We start from the raw sequence: 21161 nt of genomic DNA on the forward strand, positions 1-21161 counted from the left end.
AAGTCACTATCAATGCCGATTGCCGTTTGTAGATGTGAAGCCACAATAGTACAAATTCTGGAGAATCTATGTTTTACAAGAATAAAAAGGTTTTAGTAACTGGAGGAGCAGGGTTAATTGGCACTCATTTGATCGAGGAATTGTTAAATCGCGGGGCAGTGGTGCGAGCAACACTTCATAAAAAGCCATCCCTCGTTCAGGACGAGCGTATCGAATATGTCCAGTGTGACTTGACCCAACGGGATGACTGTTATGAAGTGGTGAAAGGCATGAACTATGTTTTTCTCTGTGCTGCCAATACTTCAGGTGCTGCCGTTATGGCTAGAAACCCAGTGGCTCACGTCACAATTAATCTCCTACTCAATTCCCAGATGTTTGAAGCTGCCTGTCTGTCAAAGGTCAATCGTCTACTGTTTATCAGTAGCACCACTATCTATCCCCCAGCAGATTACCCGGTTAAAGAAACTGAAGCCTTTGTGGGTGACCCATACCCCAGCTACATGGGGGTGGGCTGGATGAAGCGTTACATTGAAAAATTGGCGCAGTTTTACTACCAACGCTATGGCTTCAAAGTCGCTGTCGTGCGTCCCACAAATGTCTACGGACCTTACGACAAATTTGACTTTGAAACTTCCCAGGTATTGCCTGCACTAATTCGTAGATCTCTGGAGAAGCAGAATCCGTTTGAGGTCTGGGGAGATGGTTCGACAGTGCGAGATTTTGTCTACGCAACCGATCTTGTGACAGGAATCCTAGCAGCAATGGAACACTGTGCTAACTGTGATCCCATCAACATCGGCTCCGGTCAACCCGTGACTATTAAGGAAGCGGTAGAATTGATTCTCAAACTAACTGGGCATACCGTTCCTCCGACCTACGATCCATCCAAGCCAACGACTATTCCCATTCGCCTAGTTGATTTGACCAAAGCTCAGAAGCTACTGAATTACCAGCCCAAAGTAGATTTTGAGACTGGACTGAAGCAGACAATTAACTGGTATCGCCAGGTTACCGGACTTTGACACTGCCCAGAGTCGAGGAGCAAATAGACTGGAATAGTGGCACAATTTACGTAAAGCAAGTTAAAAAAGGTACTCCGTCTATTTATCGTCTTTACTCTGAGGAAATTCGCGCTCTCCGCAAGCTGCAAAGAGATTATCCTGCTAGTCCCTATGTTTTCCAGTCTTCTCGACACGGATCATTAGCACAAGAACTATCGCTGGAATTGTTGAACGGGCTGGTGAGAAGGCTTGTCTACCTTTTCCTGTTCATGCCCATATGCTACGGCATGGAACAACTTATATTCCAAAGACCTCTTGACAAAAATGCAATTACCTTAACCTCTCACGGATGAATACTGTTTTTTGGAAAATGTTTAAAGGATGATTGCAAGGGATCAATTATCAACTTACCGCACTGTTGTTACATTTATTCATAAAAGGATTGTATACTCATACGACATAATCTCTATGGCGATATTGCTCAGAGTAGCTTCGCACATAATCAGCTACTCGAGACAATCCCTCATCTAGTGAGATTATTGGTTTCCACCCCAACATGCGTTGTGCCTTAGACGCATCACACAAGAGTAGTTGAACTTCGCTATGTTGGGGTCGTTGTCGTTCAGTCACGCTCACAATTTCCGCCTTGCTACCAACCACACTCAAACATCGTTGAGCAATCTCCGCTACACTCACTGCTGTACCTTGCCCAAAGTGAATGGTTTCTCCTTCAATCCCTGGTGTTTGAGCTGCTAACAAGAACGCCTGCACAGTATCTGAAACAAAGGTCAGGTCACGCTTTGGTTCTAGATTTCCGAGAGTGATTTTTTCAACTTTGGCGATAGCCTGAGTCAACACCGTTGGAATGATAGCACGGGCAGATTGACGAGGCCCATAGGTGTTGAATGGGCGGAAGGTTACGACAGGTAGATCATAGCTACAGAAATAAGATTCAGCTAGCTTATCTGCGGCTATTTTGCTTGCAGCGTATGGAGATTGCGCTTGTAATGGATGAGCTTCATTTATGGGAGTGTAACGAGCTGTACCATAAACCTCACTTGTAGAAGTTACAATTAGCCGACGTACACTTGCTTGACGACAGGCCTGCAGAACATTTAGAGTTCCACACACATTCGTAGCCACATAGGAAGCTGGGGCTTGGTAGGAATAGGGAATACCAATTAAGGCAGCAAGGTGGAATACAACCTCGCACCCTGCAACCAGACTGGTGACCAAATAAGTATCTGTGATGTCCCCCAGACACACCTCTAGTTTGCTTTGCAATTCAGGTCGTAACTCTCGGAGATGCCCCCAGTTATTTTGGCTATTGTAATGTACTAAAGCCCGAACTTTGTATCCCTGGCTTAACAAGGCTTCAGTGAGATGGCTGCCAATAAAACCACCTGCACCTGTAACCAACACTGTCATTATAACTCTCCTGGTTTAAGATTTGTGATTAGGGTTAAAGGTGTAGGATAACTCCAAAAAGCGAAAGAAATTTGAATGCTTGTTGACACAACTAGAAAAGCTGGTTACGCAAGAAGGGTAATAGCCTATATACAAATGCTATGTTGTTTCAGAATTATCTGAACTGCATCCAATATATCCGAGGCGAGAAACGAGATTTGGTTGTCATCTTGCCATTCAAGAGAATACAGCCCTGTTTTCAGGAGACAACTACCTTTGCAACCAGCGTTTACACCAGCCAGCACATCACTGATGGAGTCGCCAATCATCCAGCTATCTGCTACAGAGAGTCCTAATTCCTGGGCTGCTAAGAGCAGCATACCAGGACCCGGCTTTCTATCAAAATACTCAACTTTGCGTAAGTCTGAAGTACGAGGAACGTGAGTGGAAAAGTAAATACCCTCCACACTTGCTCCCTGCATAGAAAGGAGCTGCTCCATCTTATCGTGAATAGCTTTTAGTCCCTCGAAAGTCAGCATTCCCCGTCCAACTACTGACTGATTGGTTACCACTACGCAGGCAAACCCTGCGCTTTGCAAGAGACAGAGAGCCTCGGCTGCTCCTTGCTCAAGTACTACCTGCTCTGGGGAGCAAAGATGATGCACATGTTTGATGAGAGTGCCATCACGGTCTAAAAAGACTGCTGGTCTAACATGGGAGTTTCTCTGCATGACAGTTTCAGCCTACTAAAGATTTTTTAAGCATTCCGCTAATAGTTTGGCTGAGCATATGACCCACAGCTAGTTGAGTATCCTCGATAATACCATAGTTATCAGAGGGAATAGTAATGTTGAAGTCGGCCATCTGGGCAACCTTCCCCCCATCGAAGCCAGTAATTGATACAGTACACATATCCAACTTTTGAGCTGTCTTGCAGGCGGCAAGAATGTTCGGGGAATTACCTGAAGCTGTGAGCATGATGAGTAAATCGCCAGGTCTGCCATTTTCTTGAACCTGGTAGCTGAAGATTTCAGTAAAATCAAAATCGTTTCCCAGAGCAGTAAGCATCGCAGGAGACTCAGCTAAGTTAAGCACTTGGAACCGAAGTTGGTGATAGCGGAAAGTGCTCAAGAAATCGCAACGATAATGAGCTGCGTTGTTGGCGCTGCCACCATTACCCACTAGCAACACTTGGGCTTGTCGGTTTACAGTATTAAAGATGATGTGAGCTATCTTTTCTATCGCTACAAAATCAAGAAGGGAGAGCACATCTCGCAACACCTTTATATAGTGTTGGGGTTCAGTAATCATACGCCGAGATTGATGATTTTCTGGTTCGAGAGCCATAGGATTTTGTAAATTATTCATAGTAAGCCTGAACCCACGCGAAAATTTGATAGGTCGAAAAATTTCGTAACATCTTGCCGGAACACATCCAATCGATCTGGCGTTCCAATGTCATAAAAGCGCTGCTCGCTCACGAAAGCTCGTATCATTCCTGAAGCTACCAAACGGGGGAAAATGTCCTCCTCTAAACTGGAAGGAAGATGCTGGGGAAAAGCGGCTACATGATGGCGGTGCAACAGCAGTACACCCGCATCGACATAATCAAATTTTAGCTCTGGTTTATCTTTGAGATACTGCTGAACGTAACCCTCAGAATCAACTTGCACATTGTTAGGAACGGGCAATTCTCCTCGGTTGGGATAGACGGTCATGAAAGCGGTAGGTGCGTGTTCAGTAGCACACTTAAACATGAGTGCATAATCACAAGGCAGAAAAGAGTCACCATAAATCACAACAAAGGAGTCTCTAAGCTGAGGATAGGCGTGAGACAAACATCCGGCAGTACCGTAAGGTGTTAATTCTTGGCTATATTTAATATCCACTCCCCATTTGCTACCGTCCCCGAAGTAGTCCCAAATCTGTTTCCAGCGATAGCCGACCAAAAGAAGAATAGAGGTAATTCCTTGACGGAGCAGATACATGATCTGATATTCTAGGAAAGGATGACCATGCACGGGTGCCATGACCTTGGGTAAGGTGTCGGTCAAAGGAGCTAGACGAGTTCCTCGTCCACCTGCAAGGATAACAGCCTGGTCAAACATCAACCAACTCCTGCGTTCCATATATTCGCTTGCGCACAGTTTATCCTGTGAAAATACTCCCATGCATCACTTTGAGCCTGTTTTATAGCGGTGATAATCTCATCCTCGCTAACACCAACTAGGGGTTTGCCCTCAGTCATCTCAACCCTTCCTATTGACCGCAACAAAACAAAAGGATGCGGATCTTGGCAGAGAGTGAGATAGCCGTGTTTGTTATCCCTACGGATAATATTGATAGTAGTATCCAAGTCGAGATTTTGCGGAAATTGTAGGTTGCCATTGACACTGTTAATCAGTTCGTAGTGCAGCCAATACTCCTGTTCACTTAACCACCCCCGCTTGAAGGAAATGGCAGATGCCACAAGCATTCCCAATGCAACAGCAATCCCGTGGGACAGACCATAGCCCTGATACTCTAAAGCATGTCCAACGGTGTGTCCGTATTCCAGAGAAATGCCGATGTTCTTTTCATTCGGATCTTGCAGTAGTAATTTCTGTTTAGCTTCAATCCCCAGAATTAAAAGCTGTGTTAGGGTGGAACAAGTTTGAGGCTGATTGATAAGCGAGAGCAAGATTTCAATACGCTCAGCGTCAAACACCAAACAATTCTTGATCAACTCATTGATTCCAGCGACGAGTTCCACCTGAGGCAAGGTTCGCAGAAAGTTCACAGATACAAAGCTGGCAGTCGGTAAATAATACATACCAAAAAGATTTTTGCCTGTACTGCCGTTAACCGCTTGTTTGAGAGAAAGGATAGAATCTGACATGGCTAGAAAGGATGTGGGCAGATGCACTAGGGAAATACCTCGATAGAGCAGTCCAGCTACCATACCTGCAATATTCCCCGTTAGTCCGCCACCCAGAGCCATGATGATGCTGCGACGAGTTACACCAGCAGCCATAGCCGCCTCTAGCAGGCGGTTGACCAGATCTAGAGTTTTACACTGCTCATTTGGTTCCACCAGAACAGTTTCGATAGGAAAATGAGACCCGTAGTAAGAGATGATTTCTTCGCCGTGCAGATCCCAGACATGAGAATCTGCTATGAAAAAGAGCCGATCCGGATTTCTCTGGGCACAAAACTCGATACATGACGAACCTACGTCTTGTCCGATGAAGATGGGCATTGACCGCTCAGCAAAGAAAAAGTTAATTTTGATTAGCTGCTCCTCTACTTGAGAATGCTGTTTATTATACGGTGTTGCTATCGTATCAGGGCGCATCATTTCCCGACCTCATGAACTTTTTTCATTGCCGCAGCAATCAGCTCCATATCCTTGTGTTCTGCTAGGAGAATAGAGTGATGCAGGAGTAGGGTTTTTCCATAAACTTCTTCTGCGTAGGGAAGCGTAAATTGATCTTTGCGCACTGCCTCGCGGGCCTCGGTACATTGCTTTACCCAGTGTTTCTCCTCTGGAACATAAAGAGGATGACGATTTAGTGGCACATAGGGCTGATGAACCCAGATGCCAAGTTCAGCGGACAAAGCCTCACTAACCCAGCCAATAGAGCGCCCCTGCAAAAACTCTTCATTTAAGAAAAAAGCGAAGTGATAGTAAGTTTCTTCGTCCTCCGGATCGTGAAAATTGGGAATAGACACTCCTGGTAATTGTATCAACAGTTCTGTGAGATAAGCAGCATTTTCCCGACGACGGGCGTTTTGATCCTGCAAGTCCTTGAGTTGGGCTGTAAGGATTGCCAATTGAATATCAGAAAGGCAGTGGTTACGCCCAGCTACCCCACCGTGTTCCCACAATTGCATCTTTCCCAACGCTTGTACATTCGGTAAAAAACTTCTGCCATCGGTGCGTAGACGATAGATCAGATCCGCCAGTTCATCATCATCAGTGACACAACATCCTCCCTCTCCAGAAGTCATAGGTTTTCCCTGTTGCATACTGAACGCTCCCACCTTGCCTATGGTTCCCACACTTCTTCCGCGCCACCGGGCTCCATGGGCTTGGGCACAGTCTTCTATCAGAACCAGATTGTGTTCTTTTGCTATGAGGTTTAGGGCGGTCATGTCGGCGATACGACAGTATAAATGAACTACCAGTACAGCCTTGGTTTTAGGCGTGATCAGCTGCTGCACTGATTCAGCGGCAATACACATGGTATGGGGATCTACATCCGCCAACACTGGAACCGCCTGATTTGTCAGCACTGCATAGGGACAGGCAACCCAGGTAAGTCCGGGTACAATCACTTCATCTCCTGGTCCTACACTGCACGCGGCTAAAGCTAGTTCTAGAGCTGAGGTACCGTGATCGGTGGGTATGCAGTGCTTCACTCCTAGAAAATCGGCAAAAGCTGCCGCAAATATCTGCTCTTGAGTAGATTTCCCATTAGTAAAACCGCTAATTGTCCAGCGACCGCTACGCAAAACATCAATGACCGCTTTTTCCGTTGCCGGGTTGGATTGAGGCCAAGTGGGCCAGGTCTTTTGACAAATAGGGGTTCCCCCATTGATTGCTAGTTTGCTGGATTCTTTGGTTAGCTTTGATTCACTTGATGTTGGGTATAGCATTGGAAACACCTCCCAGGTAATAACGGACAGTTGCGTTCTGGGTACACTCAAAACGAAAATCGTTCTGGAGAATTTTTTCTAGCAATTTGTCGTCTTCACCGACTTGATTTGCCAGTTCCTGCTGAGAAAATTCCGGGTTGAACCCGAGATGGCGTATGGAATCTGTGCGAAACAACCACTCATTCATATCTACAGTGGCTACGTTACGTGGATCATCTGAATTTCGGGGACCATCGTAGACAATCGAGTCTCCAGGACGGAGTAGCCCATTTTCCAAACACCACTGGTATAATGACTCCGCAATTTCCTGGCTTGGGTTCCATGGGTAGTAATCCCCCGTGAACGGAGAACCATCAGGGTAAACCAATACCCTCCAGGAATAGGCAGCATCTAGTTGCTGGACTTCTATGACATTAAACAAACTGCTCAAATGATTCGGTAGAATTTCATTATCATCGTCCAGGAAACAGACATACGGCTCTTGTATCATCTCCAAGGCCGCCTGACGTAGCTTGGCCATGCGAGGAGAAGAGTGTTCTGCATGATAGGGATTGCTAATGGAAACCCAATGAACAAGCTTCTCCACCTTTGCTACCTCGGAAACGTTTTTAAGAGCTTCAACGCGCTCAGAAAACACGTAATGGACAAAGGGTGGTGCATCCTGCTGAGCCTGAACACTCTTTATACAGCGTACCAGTTCCAATTCCCGGTCAAAGCAGAAGGTGATAACAGCAATTTTGTGCATACCATTTGCTTATTAAATAACTCTCCAAAGCATTAATAGCATGAACAGTACTGTAGAGCAAACCTGACGGGGCGACAAAATAGTTTTAAACGCTTGTGATCAAAAAAATGTGCAGCAATTTATGATAAAAAAAGATAGATCTAGTTTTGTCAATAAGACCTATCTGTTGATAATGTTACCTTTATTCTACCAAACACACTTAATGGGACTTTTTTAGTAAGCTTTTTGGGTGAAGTGGCATGAACTACGCACCGATCTCGGCTCGGGTCCTAGTGGTCTTATCGGTAACAACCGATTCAGCAGCCACAGGCACGAGCTGTACGGCACAAGCTTTTAATTCTGGTTGTAGTGAATCGGGACAAGATTCTGGATGAGTCAGGGCGTTAGCTTCAGCATTCTCTGCCCAAAGCGCACCCCAATGCATAGGGACAAACACTGTACCAGGGGCGATCGCCTTCGTAACTTTTGCCGGAAACCTAGCTTTTCCCCGACGCGATCGCACTTCCACCCACTGACTATCTGTAATCCCCAACTTTGCAGCATCACGGGGATGAATCTCAACAAACGGTTCAGGATGCATTTGGCAAATCTTTTCAATCCGACCAGTACGAGTTTGGGTATGCCAATGACCATAAAGTCGCCCAGTTGTCAAGACAAAAGGATAATTCGGGTCTGGTGGTTCTGCCAAGCCTCGCGAGTGATACGCCCCAAAGCGCGCGCGTCCATCAGGGGTGTGGAAGCGGAGGTTGGTGTAGAGACGCTTCCCTTGCAAGGGAATACGGGAGAGTCTAGATTCAACTTCTTCTATGCCCCTCTCTTGCGGATGGGGCCATTGTGTCGGACTTTGCTGTAATAGCTGGTGACTAATACCCGTCATATCGCAAGGGCGATCGCCAGTGAGTTTGACAAACTCAGCGTAAACTTCAGCAGAATTAGCAAAAGCAAACTCCTTGTGGTAACCCAACCTGCGACCAACTTCTGCAAAAATTTCCCAATCTGGTTTGGCTTCACCAGGCGGTTGACGGAATGCTGGACCCAGCGTGACCATGCGTTCAGAATTGGTCATCACGCCAGTTTTCTCACTCCACTGTGCAGCTGGAAGCAGGACATGAGCGTAAGCAGCGGTTTCTGTTGGATAGTAGGCGTCTTGGTAGATGGTGAAGGGCGATCGCAACAAAGCCTTCTTAGTCCGTTCCAAATCCGGCATACTCACAGCAGGATTAGTAGCAGCAACCCACACTAACCCCACATTGCCATTTTCCAGCCCAGTAATCATGTCCCAAGCCGTCATACCGGGATTTGGAGAAATCTGTCCTGGCTTGAGTCCCCAAAACTCCTCAACCTCGGCGCGGTGCTGAGGATTTTTGACCACTCGATAGCCAGGTAACAAGTGCGATAAACCTCCAGCTTCTCGTCCTCCCATCGCGTTTGGCTGACCAGTGAGAGAGAAAGGTCCTGCACCTGGCTTGCCAATTTGTCCAGTCATCAGGTGCAGGTTAATAATAGTTCTGACCTTAGCAGTTCCTTCTGATGATTGATTCACGCCCATCGACCACAGGGACAACACCCGATTAGATTGACCCCAATAGCGTGCTGCTGTTTCTAAATCTTCAACACTGATACCACATTGACGAGCCACCACCTCTGGAGGATAGTGGCGAATCACCTCAGCATATGCGGGAAAGTTGCTAGTGCAGTCGTCAATAAATGCGGTATCTATGTAGTTCCAGCGCATCAACAAGTGAGCGATACCGTTCAACAAGTCAATATCTGTACCGGGACGAATAGCTAAATGTAAATCAGCGGCTTCTGCGGTTGGTGTGCGACGGGGATCAACCACAATCACTTTCACTTTGCGGTTCTTTTTGTGGTATTTCTCAAGTCTGTTAAAAATAATTGGGTGACATTCCGCCGTATTTGTCCCAATTAAAAACGCACAGTCCGTTAACTCCAAATCTTCATAACAACACGGCGGACCATCCGATCCAAAGCTTTGTATGTATCCAGCTACAGCGCTAGACATACATAAACGCGAGTTAGCATCAAAATTATTAGTACCCAGACACCCTTTTAAGAGTTTCTGAGCCATATAGTAGTCCTCAGTTTGAAACTGACCTGAACCATACATACATATAGCTTCAGATCCAGTGGTGAGGCGCAGTGTTTGAATACGATTGACAATAATATCAAAAGCTTCATCCCAACTAACGCGGCGAAACTCCCGATCCAACGAGTCTCGTACCATTGGGTAGTGCAATCTGTTTTTGTCTAAAGACTCAGCGATTGTGGCACCTTTGACACAAACCATACCTTGGCTAGAAGGGTGCGCTTTGTCGCCTCGCACCCGCCAAATCGGATTTCCGTGACTATCTCGATGAGTCGCTTTGCCTAATTGTGCTGGCGGAGAAACTTCCAGTCCACAGCCAACACCACAGTATGGACACACAGTTTTGGTAGATTCAGTCATGGCAATTCCACCATGTTCATAAATTGTTTAAATGTTTCGTTTGTCAAAGATCTATTCCAGCAAAATACTATGTTTTTAAACTTGTTCTATTCAGTTTACTGCACTAACAAAATTCTCCGAGTACTGATTGACCAAACATGAAATCAGAGTAACTAATATTTGCTTAATTTTATTTACTCTTTTAAGTCAAATTTCGTAATTGCAAGTATTTCTACTTAATTAAATCTGAGTTCAAAAACAAAAAAAGTTTTTACTGATACAAAATGTCGTTTTTTAGTGACTTGATTGATAGAGCTTTCTTATACAATTTATCTAATCTATTAATTTTAAATAAAGATTTTTAAAACAACATCATTTTATGAAAAAAACACAGATAAACACAGATACTTTATCTGCGTCCATCTGCGGTTATTAATACTCTTATGCCAGATTTTTCTAAGATATCAATTATTTCATCTTATTTCTCCGCCATCAGACCAGAATTGTGATTCGCTGCAGTTCCCATTTCTGGTACTTCACCTTCATAAGCAGCAGCAAACGAACCCTTTGGTTCCTTCAGGAAAAAAGCACACATAAAAGCGCAGATCAGAGCAGCTACACCCATTGTGGTAAACAGCGTTGGTGCATCAGTTAAGCTGAAAATTGTCAGATAAACCACGCCTCCAAAATTACCGTAAGCTCCCACATTTCCAGCAATTTGTCCAGTCGCTTCTTTCTTGATGAGAGGTACAATTCCGTAGGTCGCACCGCAGCCAGCTTGAGCAAAATAAGCGGCTAACATCGTCACTGCAATTGCAACTGGAAGCGCCCAACTGCCGTTAATAAAATGTGCCATTAAATAGCTGACACCAATGCCAACAGAAATAATTGTCATTGTCCATTTACGGGAGCCAAACTTATCAGAAATTAAACCTCCACTGGGACGAGAAATTAAGTTTAAAAAGGGATAAGTAGCAGCAATCATCCCAGCTACCACATGTTCTAAACCAAAGGTTTTTTCAAAAAACGCGGGTAGCATGGAAACGGCAGCAAGTTCCGAACCAAAGTTAGTCACGTAAGTAAATTCGAGTAAAGCAACTTGACCAAACTGATAGCGTTCAGAAAGAGCGTAGGTTTTATTGCCAGTGAGAAGTTCTTTGTTAACTTGCCAAGCTTTGTATGTTTGGTAAGCAAATAATCCTGCCAACATGACCCAAACCAAATACATTTGGCTCAAATTCAAAAAGTGAATGTTCTTTTGTTCCAGACGCCAAGCCAACAAACCCAAGGCGAAAATCAAACCGAAATTTGACAGAATCATTGCCCAGAAGCTTTTAACACTGGTCACTTCTAAAGCACCATTTTTCTTAGGTCTTTTATAAGCTTTGCCGGGGGGTGTGTTTTGAACACTGTTGTAATAAATCACGCCATAGATAGCGGCGATGATACCAGTTAGGGCGATCGCAAACCGCCAATTAGAAGCGCCACCACTCAAAAAGCTAGCAGCAACCGCAATTGTAGGTAGGGCAAACTCTGCCCCAAAAGCCCCAAAGTTACCCCAACCGCCATAAATACCTTGGGCAATTCCAATCTCCTTTGGTGGGAACCATTCCGCCACCATCCGGATACCAACGACAAACCCACTACCAACAATTCCCATTAGTAAGCGACTGATGACGAGATGGTGAAAATTCTGCGATAGCGCTGTTGCCAAACAAGGAACAGCAGCAAAAATCAGCAGCATTGAATAGGTAATTCTCGGACCAAAACGGTCTAGAAGCATCCCAATGATGATCCGTGCGGGGATTGTTAAAGCAAGATTGCAAATGCCCAAAGTCTTAACTTGCTCTGGTGCCAGATGTAACTCCTTGCCAATAGTTGTCGCAAAAGGAGCAAAGTTAAACCAACAAACAAAAGTTAGAAAGAAGGCAAACCAAGTCTGGTGCAGAATGCGATAGCGACCGTTAAACGAAAACAATCCTTTGAGCATTGGGTTTTATTGGATAGAAGACAGAAAAATTGGATCGACAAATCTGGGGACAATCGTGCGATGGTCCTAAAAACATTCATGTGGCTACATTTTTAGTGAAGCCTGTCCTTATCCCCTAAGTCATTTCTAATACTTAATGAATCAGGACAAATAATGTAGAAAAAAAATATGGAAATGAAATCAGGCGTAGCTTTAAACTGTCGCTGGTTCTCGTAAGCGTGCGCCAAAATGTGAAATCAGGAGTTCTTGCAAGACTGGTATCAAGTCTTCGCAAGGGATACCTTTGGTAACACAGGTTCCTAGTTGTGCCTCCTTGCCAACTTTACCACCCATGTAAATATCAACCCCTTCCAGAGTTTTACCATTTTTGCGAACTTTAGTTCCCATCAAGCCAATGTCTGCCACTTGGGGCTGTCCGCAAGAGTTGGGGCATCCTGTCCAGTGAATTCGCACAGGACGAGTTAGTTCTACCTCTGCTTCCAACGCCTTTACGGTTTCTAAAGCGCGGTTTTTGGTTTCAATGAGGGCAAAGTTGCAAAATTGTGCGCCTGTGCAAGAAACGAGCGATCGCGTCAACAAAGTGGGGTTAATACTAAACTTGTTAAGTACAGGTTCTGTTAATAAACTTTCCAGCAATGAATCAGCAATATTGGGAATAATCAAGTTTTGTTCAACCGTAAGACGGATTTCGCCACTGCCGTAAACTTCTGCCAGACGTGCGATTTCAAACATATCCTCGGCAAACAACCGACCAACGGGAATGTGTAACCCTACGTAGTTCAATCCTGGTTGTTTTTGTTTATATACCCCAACGTGGTCGCGTTTTTCCCAATCAATTTCATCCCGTGCTGCTGCCCTGATTAACGACTTACCAAACTGTTTTTCAACTTCTGCGCGGAATTTTTCCAAACCCCATTCGTCAATTAACCACATCAGGCGGGCTTTTTGCCGATTTGCGCGTAAGCCGTGATCACGAAAAACTTCTAAAACGGCTCTACACAAAGCGACGACATCCTCTGGTGGAACCCAAACATTCAGCGGAACAGCCGCCTCACAGCGCTTAGCAGAAAAGAATCCACCAACAATAACATTGAAGCCAAATATTGGGGATGAGAAAGTCATTTCTTCCTCTGCTCCCTGCTCAGAGATCCGAGCTCCCTCGACTTCCTTAAAAGCTGGAACGAAAGCTAAATCGTTAATTTCGGCGTGAACTGAATTATCCCGTCCACCAGTGATCGCAATATTAAATTTGCGTGGGAGGTTGGTGAACTCAGGATTACCTTCACCTTGACTGGTAATCATATTCTGAATTTGTTGTACCAACTCTCGTGTGTCAAACAATTCATCCGCATCTAACCCAGCGACTGGATCGCCTGTAATATTGCGGACATTATCCATCCCTGACTGGACACTGGTTAAGTCTACGGCACGAAGTTTCTTAAAGATTTCTGGTAAATCTTCAATCCGGATGCCCCGCAGTTGGATATTTTGTCTGGTCGTAAGGTCAGCGTTACCATCATCACCGTAACGCTGAATCACTTCAGCAAGCACACGCATTTGCTCGCAACTGAGAATACCATTAGGTATCCGCATCCGCATCATAAACTTACCAGGAGTGACTGGGCGAAAAAATACACCCACCCACTTAAGCCGATGATCGCGATCGGTTTCGTCCATCGCCTCCCAGCCAACAGAGGCAAATTTTTCTATTTCTGCCTTAACAGCAAGACCATCTTTTTGTGCCTTAAATTTCTCAAACTTGTTTAAGCTGGTTGTAGTGGTAGTTGCTAGGTCTGTCATGAGCTCAACTCAATTGCAAATTCCAGAAAAGTTTTAGAGGTCGTTGCTCAACATCAATTTATCACCCTATGGCTAACGCCACGCCTTACGGTGAGACCAGCGCTAGTTCACCTCATAACATCCTGTTTTTCTAGGTTTATGAGGTATATAAGTAGAAAAAATTGTTTGTATTTTTTGGTGTTTAGATGCTTGCTAAAAATAATTTGTTTGCTGCACTGTTTGAATACACATTATGTACTTGTTCCTCCTTACATTAATGTTGTAAAGCGATGAAAATCGTATCTTTAGTTACGAAATTTTAGAAAAATTGATTAAACTGTATCAATCAGATGCATTTCTCGCATCAAAATAAGCACAAGAGACGCAAAGCCTTTTATTTACCCAGAACAACATTTGAGATGCCACACTAGGGTTATATTTTCTACCTTTTTTTAGCAGCCATGAATCGTCGTGATTTCATAACTTTCGTTGGTTTGGGTTGGATAGCAAGTTCCTTACCCGTATTGATTGCAGCTTGTTCTTCCCAAAAACCTAAAGGTTGGCAAACTGTAGGTACAACGGAAGATTTAGATAAGACTGGTCAGTTGCTTGCCAAAAACTCACCTGTTGGTCCAGTCTTGGTAGTTGGTAAATCTAAATCAAATAATCTAATTGCAGTTGACCCTACTTGTACTCATGCAGGTTGCACAGTCCAATGGAAAGATGATGCACAAAAATTCTTCTGTCCCTGTCATGCCTCAAAATTTGGAAATGATGGTAAGGTGCAAACAGGTCCAGCTACAAAACCGTTAGCAACCTACTCCGTCAAGATAGAGAAAAATTCGGTGTTAGTCATGAGTCGCTAATGGAACACCCCTGGTAGGAGCGCTTGTCTCAAACCCATATCTTAAAACTTTTTCTTCCCTTATCACCTCTGCCTTGCAAGCGAGGACACATGACAAAAAGCTGATAGCTTTTGAAACCTAGCGAGAGATTTTGTTAATTGTGGATAACATCAACCAGCTTTTAGTGCAAGCGCAAGTAGCATACAACGCAGCTGATTGGTCATCACTGATTCAATGCTTGCAACAGTTGACTCAACAACACAACTTAGAACATCCAGAGATACTGAAAAATCAAGAACATCTCCTGGAATTAGCACTTTGTGTTCTGGAAAATGGAGATTTTCAGCAACGCTGGGAAATAGCCAAAATATTAACTGGCTTAGGGACGATTACCATCCCCCCATTGATAGATATATTAAAAGATGAAGACGTAGAGGAAGAGTTACGCGCTTACGCAGCACGCATTTTGGGGGATTTGAAAAATCCAAATGCCATTCCACCTCTAATGGAATTGCTACAAAGCAATGACAGTGAGCAACTCAAGGAGATAGCAGCTACTGCCTTGGGGCAAATGGGTTGTGTTGCTATTGCTTCCTTAACAGAACTTTTAGCCCAGGAACAGACACGGCTATTAGCAACTCAAATGCTTTCTTACATCCGGCAAAAAGAAACGATCGCACCTTTGTTGAGCATAGTGCAAGATTCACAAGTTGCTGTGCGTGCTGTGGCAATTGAAGCACTGAGTAGCTTTCACGATCACCGTGTGCCACTAGTGCTTATCAATGCTTTGAATGATATTGCCGCCCCAGTCAGGCGAGAAGCTGTGGTTGGTTTGGGTTTTCGCCCTGAGTTACGTGAAGCGCTAGATTTGGTGGCAGAATTACAAGCGAGACTTTATGACGTTAACCAAGATGTTTCTTGTGCCGCCGTCGTTGCTCTTTCTAGAATGGGTGGTGAGGCTGCAGCACAGCAATTATTTCAGGTTTTGGTGTCGCCTAATGTACCAATTCGGTTGCAACTAGAAGCCATCCGCGCTTTAAGTTGGGTAGGGACACTATCGGGTTTAGAGTATTTGCAACAAGCACTTTATCAACTGGAGTTCCCCACAGTATGGCAGGAAATTGTTACAGTTTTAGGGCGAGTCAGTGATACAAGTTTAACAGACAAATCAGCAGAAATTTTATTGGAAATGTTGCAACAAAACCATCCGGGAGTTGAAATTGCCAATATTAAAAGTGCGATCGCCCTATCTTTAGGACAGTTGGGCAAAAAGCAAGCAATACATCCATTAACCCAGATGTTGGCAGACAAAGATGCTCAAGTCAGACTACATGCAAGCGCTGCACTAAAGAAACTCACTCCCGACTTTTAAGTTCTACTTGCACAAGCGCTTCCTTCCATATCTGATTTCTTTCAAAACTATTTAATCGGTTTTAAACGCCGTCTAAAACGAGACATCCCCACGCCCGTACAGGCAGATGTGGGGAGTCTGGTAATACCGTTTCACTTTAACGTTGATACATATGGGGAAGTAGGGGAAGTAGGGGAAGTAGGGGAAGTAGGGGGAGTAGGGGGAGTAGGGGGAGTGAAATGTATCAGGATTTTCGTGAAAGGGTATAAGTTGGTAGTTCAGTTTGCCAAATCTTGTTAAATCATTCCTAAATGACGGCTACACCTTGAAAAAATTTACTCTCGCCAGGTTTTCACCTTCTGTCGTAATTCGAGCGTTCTTACAAGTCACCAAACCAGACGAGCCATCAGATTCAACCTTACCCTCGATCGCTCCTTCCCGAATCAAATGCTCCAGATGTTCAATCAATTCAGGTTTGCTTACTGATTTACCCTCAAAATCTTCAGCGAAGTAGGTAACATCCTGTCCTTGCTCACTGTGTTTGACTTTATTAAGTAGATAGTAAAAAAGTTCATCTCGCAGATTATCTGGTCGTTCGCTTCCGGGTTGCACATCATCTGAAATTGCCATAAGAATCTCCTTGAATTTGTTAGTAAGCACGATTAATTCAGTTGCAAGTGACTTAAGTGTCATCTGCTTCATATTATTATTGCTATAAATTATCATCAAGCATTCTCTCTATAGGAGGAGAAAGAAACTAGATAAAAATCTTTTGTAACTCTGTCAAAAGAGTAATTTCTAAGTGGCTATTTCTGTGCATACACTTTGCAACGGTTTATCCCAAGTATCAATGGGTATCTCAGGTAAATAGGCAAATGCAAACACAATACCTATGGTTGGCTTATTTATCCATTCTGGAGAACTCAGCATTCGGTCATAATATCCCCCCCCATAACCCAAGCGATATCCTTGATAGTCACAAGCCAGACAAGGAACGAGAATTAAATCAACGTCTCCAGGAGCTATAGTTGGTGCGTCAGCATGGGGTTCCGTGATGCCATAATTTCCGGTTACTACGGTGTCTTGATGTGTCCAGAGATGCCAAGAAAGCGACTGACCAACACAGCGAGGAAAACCCCAACGATGAGGGGAATCTGAAAATAAAGAACCCAGATCTGGTTCTTGGCGAAAGCTAAAATAAGCGAGTATTGTTTTTGCTTGGTTAAATTGAGGGGAGTCTAAAAGGTTTTGGCAGATAAGCTGACTCTTATGTTTCCAGTCTGTTACGGATAAAGATTGACGTGTTTTGAGCAACGATTTGCGTAACTCTGTTTTTCTCATCTGAGTTCTAAAAAACAAAAATAAGGTGGACAATGCCCACCTTACAATTAATTAGTATTCTGACGATAATTAAGCAGCGTTTTTACGCCACCACTCTATCGTGTTCTTCAACCCTTGCTTGAAGTCTACTTCAGCATTGAAACCAAAGGCTTTCTTCGCCCGTTCGGTATCTAAACAGCGACGCGGTTGACCGTTGGGTTTGTCGGTTTCCCAAACAATTTCGCCATCAAACTCCATCAATTCACAGATGAGATTGATTAAGTCACGGATGGAGATTTCATAACCTGTTCCCAAGTTAACGGGTTCAGGGTCGTTGTAAAATTGAGTCCCCATCACAATACCCCGCCCCGCGTCTTCTGAATACAGAAACTCGCGGGTAGGACTACCATCACCCCAAACTGGGAGTTTCTTTTCTCCCTTGATTTGTGCTTCATAAACTTTGCGAATCAGCGCTGGGATGACGTGAGAACTTTTAGGATCAAAGTTATCCTCTGGTCCATACAGATTCACAGGTAGCAGGTAAACACCATTAAAGTCGTATTGCTGGCGGTAAGCTTCCAGTTGGACAAGAAGGGCTTTTTTTGCTATTCCGTAGGGAGCGTTGGTTTCTTCTGGGTATCCATCCCACAGGTCATCCTCTTTGAATGGAACTGGGGTAAATTTAGGATAAGCGCAGATTGTACCAACGCAGACAAATTTTTCTACTTTCGCTTGATAAGATGCATGAATCAACTGAGTTCCCATCATCAAGTTGTCGTAGAATAATTCAGCAGGTTTCTCACGGTTAAGACCGATACCGCCGACATGAGCTGCTAGGTGGATAACAATGTCTTGTTGATCCACTGCTCGTTGGCAATTTTGTAGGACACGTAAATCGCATGAATGCGATCGCGGTACCGTAATTTTATTTTCTGTGGCTCCTGCCTTACACAGCTGGTCTATGACTTGACGCCCTAAAAAACCAGCCCCACCAGTCACGAGAATCCTTTTGTCCTTGAGTTCTAAGGCATTCATATTTTTTTCCTCGCGGTGTACATCACAAGTGGAGCGCACCCAATTCTTGCCGAATCATAGCATTATCCTTGAGGACTTTTGCTACCTTACCATTTGGTAAAGTCAGTCCCAATCCTTGCAGGTCAGCTTCTACCATTATGGCTACTAGTTGGTCAAATGTTATCGATGGTTTCCAACCCAACTTTTGCTGAGCCTTGGTAGAATCACCTATTAACAAGTCCACCTCTGCTGGACGGAGATAGCGTTCGTCAAATTCCACATAGTCTTCCCAGTTAAGGTTGACATAACCAAACGCTTGTTCGAGAAACTCTTGTACTGTATGGGTTTCACCCGTAGCAATCACGTAATCCTCTGGCTTGTCCTGCTGAAGCATCAACCACATTGCCTTAACATAATCCTTGGCATAGCCCCAGTCGCGCTTGGAATCAAGATTACCCATGTAAAGCTTTTTCTGTCTGCCAGCAACGATTCTGGCAACTGCCATAGTAATCTTGCGGGTGACAAACGTTTCACCTCGTCTTGGTGATTCGTGGTTAAACAGTATTCCATTACACGCAAATATATCGTAAGATTCACGGTAATTTAGTGTTTGCCAATGAGCGTAAACCTTAGCACAAGCATAAGGACTACGGGGGTAAAACGGTGTGGTTTCTGTCTGTGGGACTGCTTGTACCAAACCAAACATTTCCGAAGAACCTGCTTGGTAGAATCGCACTTGGATACCTGTGCGACGCTGGTAGTCACGAATTGCTTCTAACAAACGCAGCGTTCCTACACCTACAGCATCCACTGTGTATTCAGGAGAATCAAAGCTCACCCGTACATGGGATTGAGCACCCAGATTATAAATTTCTATTGGTTGGACTTCCTCTAGAATGCGGCGCAAAGTGGTACCATCCGTCAAGTCGCCATAGTGTAGAAATAACCGCACTCCCTCTTTGTGAGGGTCTTCGTAGATATGATCTATGCGGTCAGTGTTGAAGGTGGATGTCCGACGTATAATACCATGAACTTCATATCCTTGGTCTAGCAAAAACTCACTCAGATATGAACCATCTTGACCGGTAATACCAGTAATCAACGCTCGCTTCTTTTGCGTCATGCTTTCTTATCCCTTGTGGTTACTGAATAGATGAATACTACAGGCGACCCTGGTACAACCTAACAAGTATTTGCTTAATTTTCCAACGGGAAATTTACAAGTTCTAATTTGTAGATTTATGGACAGATGCGTAAATCTGCCGATACCTGAGTTGACAGCAAGATTTTATTACCCTATACAAACTCTTTTACCTCATTCTGTAATTTTTTGTTACCTTTATAAAAACTTTATATAAGCGTTTACTTTAAAATTATCTAAAAATAAGAAAAAATTTAGTGAAGTGACCATTTAGGCTCAACTCAGCAGTCAAGTTGCCGCTTGAGCACAGAGTCTCAGGAAAAATTCGTAATTCATAATCACAACTTTAATTAGGAATTACGAATTTTTGATCACGAGATCATTGTCGCGAATTTAATTTGCAATAAAAAAACGACTACAATGCTCCCGAGCATTAGCTTGTCAATTTTGATAGTGTAAACACAAAAGGTATCGTAGGCATACACATAGCCTCTCTCAAGGAGATAGCTTGGTACGTAGAGCGTTAGCCTGTGCCCCAGACAAAGTGCCATACTTTTAATTTTGAATTGTTTAGTACGCTCCATTGTCTTTGGGCATAATGACAACACCAATGGTTTTAAAAATTATCCACAAATCTAACCAAAAATTTCTGAATTTGGCGTAATGCAAGTCTATTTGAACCCGTCGAGGATAGGGAATATCATTACGTCCAGAGACTTGCCACAATCCAGTAATTCCTGGTTGGATAGTTAAAATCTGCTCTATGTGAGAACCATACTTAGGTAACTCTTCTGCGACTAGAGGTCTCGGACCGACGACGCTCATGTCTCCTTTTAAAACATTCCAGAACTGAGGAAATTCATCCAAGCTAGTCATTCGCAAAAAACGACCGATTGTCGTAATTCGTGGATCATGCTTGAGTTTGAAATTTGTCTCAAATTCTTGCCGCATATGAGGAGATGTTTCCATCATTTGTACGAGAATTTCGTCGGCATTGGTTACCATTGTTCTGAATTTTATACAATAAAAGGGTTTGTAATTTTTACCAACCCGTTCCTGTATATAAAAAATTGGACCTTGTGAGCTTAAAGCAATCAGCAAAGCCAAAATTAAGTACAAAGGGGAAAACAGAATTAGTACCGACAGAGAAAAGAAAATATCGAACAGTCGCTTGGTAAACTCTCCGTTTAAAACTTGAAAAGACAGACCTTTAGTTTGAACTTTAGGTATCTTTTTGTGTTGATCGCGTTTGAAGAAAAGCCGTGATCCTCTGTATGTTGTTGAAGTGTTTGTCTCAACAACACCTGCCCGTTTCCAGGGCAATAGGGCAGCCACATTTGTTGCAGTTGAGCGTAAAAACGCTCTATGCGGTTGTGCGGAGCGCAGTGCCTTAAAGGGCGATCTCCTGCTCAACGCTAACCGAGGTGCATTTAGTTGTGTCCGTCCTTCAGATGAGCGGACGCTGCTGGAAAAACAGCGCCCAG

The 21161-nt window shown here is 44.0% G+C and carries 19 protein-coding genes; 4 read left to right on the plus strand and 15 right to left on the minus strand.

The window, feature by feature from the left end; translation table 11 throughout:
* Positions 1-68 precede the first annotated feature (68 nt).
* Together DP114_RS09520 and DP114_RS09525 are read left to right on the plus strand one after the other, a co-directional pair.
* The gene (locus DP114_RS09520; protein ID WP_169265184.1) at positions 69-1022 is read left to right on the plus strand and encodes an NAD-dependent epimerase/dehydratase family protein; all 954 of its coding nucleotides are present in this window, start codon (positions 69-71) and stop codon (positions 1020-1022) included.
* Positions 1019-1354 carry a site-specific integrase gene (locus DP114_RS09525; protein WP_211178445.1) on the plus strand — a complete coding sequence of 112 codons (336 nt, stop codon included), beginning with the start codon at positions 1019-1021 and terminating at the stop codon, positions 1352-1354. The genes DP114_RS09520 and DP114_RS09525 overlap by 4 nt, the downstream gene beginning before the upstream one ends.
* A gap of 97 nt (positions 1355-1451) precedes the next feature.
* Here the strand turns inward: DP114_RS09525 and DP114_RS09530 are convergent, their stop codons facing one another.
* The 10 genes from DP114_RS09530 to DP114_RS09575 all read right to left on the minus strand — a co-directional run bounded on the left by DP114_RS09530 (position 1452) and on the right by DP114_RS09575 (position 14027).
* Entirely contained in the window at positions 1452-2429 is a 978-nt protein-coding gene (locus DP114_RS09530; protein ID WP_211178444.1) for an SDR family NAD(P)-dependent oxidoreductase, read from the minus strand.
* Positions 2430-2554: 125 nt separating this feature from the next.
* Positions 2555-3139, minus strand: coding sequence for a D-glycero-alpha-D-manno-heptose-1,7-bisphosphate 7-phosphatase (locus tag DP114_RS09535; protein ID WP_169265183.1), 585 nt, complete (start codon positions 3137-3139; stop codon positions 2555-2557).
* A gap of 7 nt (positions 3140-3146) precedes the next feature.
* Positions 3147-3776 carry an SIS domain-containing protein gene (locus DP114_RS09540; protein ID WP_169265182.1) on the minus strand — a complete coding sequence of 210 codons (630 nt, stop codon included), beginning with the start codon at positions 3774-3776 and terminating at the stop codon, positions 3147-3149.
* Positions 3773-4516, minus strand: coding sequence for a sugar phosphate nucleotidyltransferase (locus DP114_RS09545; RefSeq protein WP_169265181.1), 744 nt, complete (start codon positions 4514-4516; stop codon positions 3773-3775). The genes DP114_RS09540 and DP114_RS09545 overlap by 4 nt, the downstream gene beginning before the upstream one ends.
* Positions 4516-5745, minus strand: coding sequence for a 3-dehydroquinate synthase family protein (locus DP114_RS09550; protein ID WP_169265180.1), 1230 nt, complete (start codon positions 5743-5745; stop codon positions 4516-4518). The genes DP114_RS09545 and DP114_RS09550 overlap by 1 nt, the downstream gene beginning before the upstream one ends.
* A complete protein-coding gene (locus tag DP114_RS09555) occupies positions 5742-7046 on the minus strand; it encodes a DegT/DnrJ/EryC1/StrS family aminotransferase (protein WP_169265179.1) in 1305 nt (434 codons plus the stop codon). The genes DP114_RS09550 and DP114_RS09555 overlap by 4 nt, the downstream gene beginning before the upstream one ends.
* A complete protein-coding gene (locus tag DP114_RS09560; RefSeq protein ID WP_169265178.1) occupies positions 7024-7791 on the minus strand; it encodes a glycosyltransferase family A protein in 768 nt (255 codons plus the stop codon). The genes DP114_RS09555 and DP114_RS09560 overlap by 23 nt, the downstream gene beginning before the upstream one ends.
* 244 nt (positions 7792-8035) lie before the next feature.
* The gene (locus DP114_RS09565) at positions 8036-10258 is read right to left on the minus strand and encodes a molybdopterin oxidoreductase family protein (protein ID WP_171975967.1); all 2223 of its coding nucleotides are present in this window, start codon (positions 10256-10258) and stop codon (positions 8036-8038) included.
* Between the two features lie 457 nt (positions 10259-10715).
* Positions 10716-12227, minus strand: a complete 1512-nt coding sequence (locus DP114_RS09570; RefSeq protein ID WP_171975968.1) for a NarK family nitrate/nitrite MFS transporter — start codon at positions 12225-12227, stop codon at positions 10716-10718.
* A 192-nt stretch (positions 12228-12419) separates the two neighbouring features.
* Positions 12420-14027: a ferredoxin--nitrite reductase gene (locus DP114_RS09575; RefSeq protein WP_171975969.1), complete on the minus strand. Its 1608-nt coding sequence runs from the start codon at positions 14025-14027 to the stop codon at positions 12420-12422.
* A 440-nt stretch (positions 14028-14467) separates the two neighbouring features.
* Here DP114_RS09575 and DP114_RS09580 point away from each other — a divergent pair, with 440 nt between their 5' ends.
* Entirely contained in the window at positions 14468-14872 is a 405-nt protein-coding gene (locus DP114_RS09580; protein WP_171975970.1) for a QcrA and Rieske domain-containing protein, read from the plus strand.
* Between the two features lie 139 nt (positions 14873-15011).
* Positions 15012-16223 carry a HEAT repeat domain-containing protein gene (locus DP114_RS09585; protein ID WP_246163095.1) on the plus strand — a complete coding sequence of 404 codons (1212 nt, stop codon included), beginning with the start codon at positions 15012-15014 and terminating at the stop codon, positions 16221-16223.
* A 297-nt stretch (positions 16224-16520) separates the two neighbouring features.
* On the opposite strand, the gene DP114_RS09590 is transcribed toward DP114_RS09585, so the two are convergent.
* From DP114_RS09590 to DP114_RS09610, 5 genes are all read right to left on the minus strand, one after another.
* Complete coding sequence (locus tag DP114_RS09590; protein WP_169263193.1) at positions 16521-16832, minus strand: hypothetical protein; 312 nt, start codon at positions 16830-16832, stop codon at positions 16521-16523.
* A 168-nt stretch (positions 16833-17000) separates the two neighbouring features.
* Positions 17001-17543, minus strand: coding sequence for a 5-formyltetrahydrofolate cyclo-ligase (locus tag DP114_RS09595; RefSeq protein ID WP_169263192.1), 543 nt, complete (start codon positions 17541-17543; stop codon positions 17001-17003).
* A gap of 69 nt (positions 17544-17612) precedes the next feature.
* Positions 17613-18557, minus strand: coding sequence for a GDP-L-fucose synthase family protein (locus DP114_RS09600; protein WP_171975971.1), 945 nt, complete (start codon positions 18555-18557; stop codon positions 17613-17615).
* 22 nt (positions 18558-18579) lie between these two features.
* Positions 18580-19659 carry a GDP-mannose 4,6-dehydratase gene (gene gmd / locus DP114_RS09605; RefSeq protein ID WP_171975972.1) on the minus strand — a complete coding sequence of 360 codons (1080 nt, stop codon included), beginning with the start codon at positions 19657-19659 and terminating at the stop codon, positions 18580-18582.
* Between the two features lie 588 nt (positions 19660-20247).
* A complete protein-coding gene (locus tag DP114_RS09610; protein ID WP_169263208.1) occupies positions 20248-21000 on the minus strand; it encodes an undecaprenyl-phosphate galactose phosphotransferase family protein in 753 nt (250 codons plus the stop codon).
* Between the last annotated feature and the right edge of the window lie 161 nt (positions 21001-21161).

This window comes from Brasilonema sennae CENA114 (genome assembly GCF_006968745.1).
Taxonomy (GTDB): Bacteria; Cyanobacteriota; Cyanobacteriia; order Cyanobacteriales; family Nostocaceae; genus Brasilonema; species Brasilonema sennae.